Source organism: Okeania sp. SIO3I5, assembly GCF_010672085.1.
Taxonomy (GTDB): domain Bacteria; phylum Cyanobacteriota; class Cyanobacteriia; order Cyanobacteriales; family Microcoleaceae; genus Trichodesmium.
The window spans coordinates 1-6,025 of sequence record NZ_JAAHHT010000377.1 but is presented as its reverse complement, the minus strand read 5'-3'; the positions used below and the strand labels follow the sequence as shown (position 1 = coordinate 6,025).

Below are 6,025 nucleotides of genomic sequence, written 5' to 3'. Positions count from 1 at the left end.
TTGAAATTCGTAAGCTTCCCAACCATTTACCCATTTGTCCGGTTTTGAACGCATAAAAGAGCGTAATAAACCAATAGAATCATTGACTGCTATTGTCTCTTGATATGAATCAGTTAATTTCGGAACATTTACTCCGGAAAAAGTCCGCCAGAAAATTTTATTTATATCTGTTAAATCCCATTTTCTGCCATCTGGAAATGTTAAACATCCTGTATGAGTAATAGGTTGCCAAGAGATTTTTAATTTAGTCGGAAATAAACGAGTATCTAAATATTCAACTGTTATTCCTTTTGCTTTGAGAGATTGTTTGAGGTGAGCAGCATGAATATCTTCATTATTACCTAGAATTAAAATTTTCATATAGCAAGGAATAGTTCAATAATTAATAATTAACAATTAATAATTACCTCTTGTGTAATAAAAGGATTGGCTTAAAACAAAGAAATTTTTTTTATCGCTGATTATTGGAACCTGATCTAATAAATATTAGTAGCAAATATTTATCATGCCTGGTATAGCTTTTAACTTTTGACTTCCATGAAACAGTTTTTATATCATGTTCATATAATTACTTACAATAAAGTTTTTGTTTCTAGTTTTCCTCTACCCAATACATTATTTAGTATTATTCCTAAAGCAAAACTACGAGCCTAATTATAACTATTTAAAAGAACATAATATTATAGCCATAAGAAATCATTCGTGAGAAAAAATTGTAGGGGTTTGGTCTCCAAATCCCTTGAAATTTGGGTTTGGTATCCAAACCCCTACGATAAAATCTTGTATCAAATCTGGTAGCATCGGTGTTATTCAGTCTTTAAAGATAAGAGTATATATTGTAGGGGCGAATGGCATTCGCCCCTTACCATTATAAGACGACGACAAAATTATATTATTCCGAAGCCAACGGATTTGATATTACAACCTATTTAGGATTGCTATAGTTATCCTAAAAATATTTTTTTGTGGTTCTGGTAAAAATCTATTATCTCTTGCCTACTTCTACAAAAATTAGATTTTTTCCACATCGATATCTAATTAATTCCACTCAATTAATTAGATAAGATTAATCCTCAAATTATCAAGAGATTGCACGTTTTCTATAATTCCAATTAAATCTCCCGATCGCGTAGATATATTAGCCGAATTATTAACTATTTCCACACTATAATCATCCAAAGTTCCTGGTAACTGAATTTCGTCAAAAGTAACATCAAAGTTTTGAATTAAAGCAAAGTCTGAATTACCAAACCCAACATAAAAAGGTAATCCTTGAGCATAACCAAGTATAAATTGGTCTATGATTTCTGCTCCAGAACTACCAACTAATATATCAATTTCTCCCACACCAAAACTATTAGGAATTATTCGATCATTGGCTACATCATATCCCAGGGTATTCACACCAACAATTCTGGTATTGTTGCCAAAACCAGTAATAATATCATTACCATTAGTACCTGTAAAAAATCCTATACGTTGAATTTCAAATTGCCCAAACTGAAGGTAATGCTCTAAACCTGAATTGAATATTCCTGTATTAATAGCAACATTAACGCCAGGATAAGATTGCCGATAAATCTCCTCATTAAAATTTTCACCTTCTTCTCCTAATGCAAGAGTTGTCACTACTCCTGCTTCCGCTCCTGGTTGAGTGATACTGCCATTACCAAAAGGAGTTGGAAAACCACCTTCCTCTCCTAATGCTTCAGTGGTAGCAAAATCGCCTCCTTCTTCTCCTAATGCTAAAGTAGTAGCAAAATCCCCACCTTCCTCTCCTAATGCTTCAGTAGTAGCAAAATCGCCCCCTTCTTCTCCTAATGCTAAAGTAGTAGCAAAATCGCCTCCTTCTTCTCCTAATGCTAAAGTAGTAGCAAAATCCCCACCTTCCTCTCCCACTACGAGAGTGGTAGGTGTAGGTACAGGAGCAAAACCACCTTCCTCTCCCTCCGCTTGAGTAGTTACTACTTCTGGTGGTAAAGGTATTGGAGTAATTCCAGCTTCTGCTCCCAATGTTGCAGTTGTTGGTACAGGTGAATTACCACCTTCTTCACCTACTGCTGCAGTTGTAGGTATAGGTTCACTCAAACCACCTTCTTCTCCTATTTCTTGAGTAGTTGCTATGGGATTGCTACCATTTTCTGAATTATCAAAAGCTTCAGTTGTACTACCGCCTTCTTCTCCTGTTGCATTAGTAGTTACAGGTGTAGTGAAGTTATTAGGAAAAGGATTTCGTTCAACTTGACTTGCTTGTAGAGATTCCAACAGTTCCGGGGTTGATTTTCCAAAAGGATGCTCTTGTGTCATATTTTGTCTCCGTTTAACTTTATACTTATTATAGTTATGGAAAATAACGAAGATATTACAATCTTCTTTCAATTAGAGCATAATCTAGTAAATATTAATTTAGATGACTAAGCTACCCAACGACATAGATGAGGCGATCGCCCAAGCAATGGAAGCTACTAAAGCAGCTCTCCAAGATGGTTATACTAGACTCCAAATTGAGATAGTGATTCCAGAGATTGAACTTCAAGCTCAATCTCTGGCAAAACAATTTATTCCTGCTTTACTTGAAACAGATACTCAACTCAAAGTCTTTTTTCCCGACACTGGAGCAGCAGCTTTAGCTAAACGAGATTGGCAAGATGTCACATTTAAAATAGAAGATATTGGCACAAGTAGATCTCCGGTTGACAGCAGAGTTGAACCCGAAGACCAATGTTTTTTATTAATTGCTCCTTCTGCTGTAGAAGTGGCCCAAGCTGAAAAATTATCTAATCTAGCTGGCGATCGCCCGGTTGTAATGTTAATCCCCAAATTAGAGGATGTTTCTATTGTGGGAATTGGTTATGCAGCACGTCAACTCCGGGAAAGATTTATCAAAACCATTGAATCTTGCTATTACATTAGGTCTCTTGGTGAGGCAACATTATATCGTTGTTATCCTTCCCCCTGGCAAATTTGGCTTGAAGAAAATGGCCAGTATAAATTAATTGCTGAACAACCGGAGAAACCAGTGGGAGATCAAGTAGATATAATTTTAGCTGAAGCTACTGGTATAACTAAAACAGATAACTCTATTTTATCTTCTGAGACAATAACTGCTCCGCCAAAACCGAAAAAAATATTAGCCGAAATTCAAAAATTTCTCCGTGCTTTGAGTAACTAAGTTTTCATAGATACTGGAACTATGGAGGGTATTTTCCGACTAAAAATACTCTCCCAAATGATGTGGTAAAATATAATGATTAAGTTTAATATGAGGTGCTTTAATTACAGTCTTTTTAATTAAAACTTGATTAAATTCAAGCAGAGTATAATATTAGTCCCTTTCCCTATTAAGATAGGCAAGAAAATTATATAGCAATCCGAGCATTGGTTGTCATAATTTTTATAACAGTTAATATTAACTAAAACGAAAATTCTGACTCCTGACTCCTGACTCCTGACTCCTGATTCCTAACTCCTAACTTTGAACTGCCACCAAAATATTAAAACTTAAATAGGATTGCTTTACTGCGATAGTAAAAATTATCGGCAACAACGATGAACCAAAGACGTATTATCATTGGCGACATACATGGGCATTATGATGGTTTAATGGCTTTGTTAGAGACGATCGCTCCTGGCAGAGATGATATGGTATATTTTCTAGGAGACTTAATTGATAGAGGCCCCAAAAGTTCTCAAGTCGTAGAATTTGTCAGAAAAAGCCCTTATCAGTGTATCTTGGGGAACCATGAACACATGATGATTCAAGCTCTTTCAGATACAAAAGTCAATAATGAAGCATGGCAAAGTTGGTATCACAGTGGTGGTGTCGAAACTGTGCAAAGTTATAGAGATACAGGAATTATGCCTTATGATGATTTAGAGTGGATGCGATCGCTACCTCTATATCTAGACTTAGGAGATATTTGGTTAGTTCATGCAGGGATAGATCCCAAACTACCTATTCAAAAGCAAGCTCACCATCAATGTTGTTGGATTCGCCATAAATTTCATTCTGCGGAAAAACCCTACTTTTCTGATAAATTAATTATTATAGGTCATACTATAACTTTTACTTTCAATGATGTTGAGCCTGGAGAATTAGTTTGTGGAGCTGGTTGGTTGGATATTGATACCAGTGCATATCATCCTCGAAGTGGATGGCTAACAGGATTAGATGTTGATAATAAGATTATTTATCAGGTTAATGTTAGGAATAATCAAACTAGGAAAATGCCCTTAGATCGACTTGTAAAGCCTTATAAAGCTAGGCAAGTATTAAAGCAAAAAACGCAAGAGGATTTCTTAATTAGAAAAAATAAACAAGCAAAACTTAAAGTAAAAAATTATCAGCGATCGTAGAAGTTTTTCTCTATAGTAGTTCTATTTCAGTTGTCAAAAAAAACTCAGATTTTTTTGCTTTTTTATCCATGAATAGAGAGGTTTTATACCTTAATTTTTCGGTAAATAGTTTGATAATTTATATCTATAGTAATCAGGAATGATTTATGAGTTATTTAAGAACAATTAATATCAATCAAAATACTTTTAGATTCTGACTACTGTAGGGGCGATTTCCGTTTTTTATGCTCCTAATTATGGGAATCGCCCCTAGGACTCCTGACTCCTAATTACAACTAAAATCTCAGAACTCACATAAGATTGCTATAATTCTCGGATTTGTTAAAAATCATTTATATAAGCATTCAGCCGTCAGTTATCAGCTATGAGTTATTAACTGATTATCACATTCTATGGAGGAATTAATAGCATCAGAAAATTAAAATTTATGAATAAAAAGATTCCTTTTAGCTAGCCTTAGTAAGTTATTACATTTAAAAGCTGTTTGCACAGCATTCCGCAGGAAAAGCTAAATGCTAATAGCTAAATGCTTACTCATTTATGATTGCTAGAGTAGAGATTAAGACTGAATGCAAGCCGAAGAAAAACAACAATTAATTACTTACTTAAGTCAATTTGTTACTGTAGCACGTTGGGAAAAAATTATATCAGTTTTGCAGCAACGAACCCGCTACATTACTGTTATCTTAGAAGATATTTATCAACCCCATAATGCTAGTGCTGTGCTGAGAAGTTGTGACAGTTTTGGCGTACAAGATATACATATTGTAGAGAATAAAAATACTTTTACAATTACTCAGGGTGTGACTATTGGTTCAGATCGTTGGTTAACATTATATCGTTATAATCAACGAGGTATAAATAATACAGAGGAATGTTTAAAGAAATTAAAAAATGAGGGTTATATAATAGCAGCAACAACTCCCTATAAAGAGCAGATAACTATTGAAGAATTATCTGTTAAGAAAAAAGTAGCGTTAATGTTTGGTTCAGAAATTAATGGGTTATCAGAATATGCTCAAAACAATGCAGATGTTTCGGTAAAAATTCCGATGGTGGGATTTAGCGAAAGTTTTAATATTTCTGTTAGTGCTGCTTTATGTTTATATGATGTGATAAGTCGCCTCAAAAAAGAGCATAATAATTGGGAATTAAACGAGACAGAAAAATTATATTTAGAATTAGATTGGTTGCGGAAATCTATTAAAGGTGGCGAACTTATTGAGAAGAAATTTTTGAGACAGAAGGGAGTAGGGAGTAATGAGTAATGAGTAATGAGTAAGGAGTAATGAGTAAGGAGTAATGAGTAAGGAGTGTGGGAAGTGTGGGAAGTGTGGGAGGTGTGGGAAGTGTGGGAGGTGTGGGAGGTGTGGGAAGTTGGTTCGTGTGGGAAGTTGGTTCGTGTGGGAAGTTGGTTCGTGTGGGAAGTTGGTTCGTGTGGGGAGTGTGGGGAGTGTGGGGAGTCGAATAGTAGACTGACACATATTCAATAGTGCAATAAGTGTAGGTTGGGTTTCGTCCCTCAACCCAACAACGATCTTTCTCCCCCGACTCCCCGACTCCCCGACTCCCCGACTCCCCGACTCCCCGACTCCCCGACTCCCCGACTCCCCGACTCCCCGACTCCCCGACTCCCCGACCCCCCGACTCCCCCACCCCCCGCACCCCC

5 protein-coding genes and 1 pseudogene are annotated in these 6,025 nt (G+C 36.0%); 4 read left to right on the top strand and 2 right to left on the bottom strand.

Annotated elements, in window-relative coordinates; genetic code table 11:
* Positions 1–360, bottom strand: a pseudogene (locus F6K40_RS38105) (hypothetical protein); the annotation flags it as partial.
* A gap of 696 nt (positions 361–1,056) precedes the next feature.
* Positions 1,057–2,307, bottom strand: a complete 1,251-nt coding sequence (locus F6K40_RS38100) for a hypothetical protein (RefSeq protein ID WP_293144860.1) — start codon at positions 2,305–2,307, stop codon at positions 1,057–1,059.
* A 103-nt stretch (positions 2,308–2,410) separates the two neighbouring features.
* On the opposite strand from F6K40_RS38100, the gene F6K40_RS38095 reads away from it, so the two are divergent.
* The 4 genes from F6K40_RS38095 to F6K40_RS38080 all read left to right on the top strand — a co-directional run bounded on the left by F6K40_RS38095 (position 2,411) and on the right by F6K40_RS38080 (position 5,849).
* Positions 2,411–3,172 (top strand): DUF1995 family protein, encoded by a 762-nt coding sequence (locus tag F6K40_RS38095; protein ID WP_293144857.1) that lies wholly within the window; start codon positions 2,411–2,413, stop codon positions 3,170–3,172.
* A gap of 377 nt (positions 3,173–3,549) precedes the next feature.
* On the top strand, positions 3,550–4,356 hold the full coding sequence (locus tag F6K40_RS38090) for a metallophosphoesterase family protein (protein WP_293144854.1): 807 nt from the start codon (positions 3,550–3,552) through the stop codon (positions 4,354–4,356).
* Between the two features lie 569 nt (positions 4,357–4,925).
* Positions 4,926–5,624: a TrmH family RNA methyltransferase gene (locus F6K40_RS38085; RefSeq protein WP_293144851.1), complete on the top strand. Its 699-nt coding sequence runs from the start codon at positions 4,926–4,928 to the stop codon at positions 5,622–5,624.
* Positions 5,625–5,678: 54 nt separating this feature from the next.
* The gene (locus F6K40_RS38080) at positions 5,679–5,849 is read left to right on the top strand and encodes a hypothetical protein (protein WP_293144848.1); all 171 of its coding nucleotides are present in this window, start codon (positions 5,679–5,681) and stop codon (positions 5,847–5,849) included.
* The last annotated feature ends 176 nt before the right edge of the window (positions 5,850–6,025 follow it).

Coding starts and splice junctions, on each gene's coding strand:
- F6K40_RS38100 (WP_293144860.1), bottom strand. CDS start 2,307: ATGACACAAGAGCATCCTTTTGGAAAATCAACCCCGGAACTGTTGGAA.
- F6K40_RS38095 (WP_293144857.1), top strand. CDS start 2,411: ATGACTAAGCTACCCAACGACATAGATGAGGCGATCGCCCAAGCAATG.
- F6K40_RS38090 (WP_293144854.1), top strand. CDS start 3,550: ATGAACCAAAGACGTATTATCATTGGCGACATACATGGGCATTATGAT.
- F6K40_RS38085 (WP_293144851.1), top strand. CDS start 4,926: ATGCAAGCCGAAGAAAAACAACAATTAATTACTTACTTAAGTCAATTT.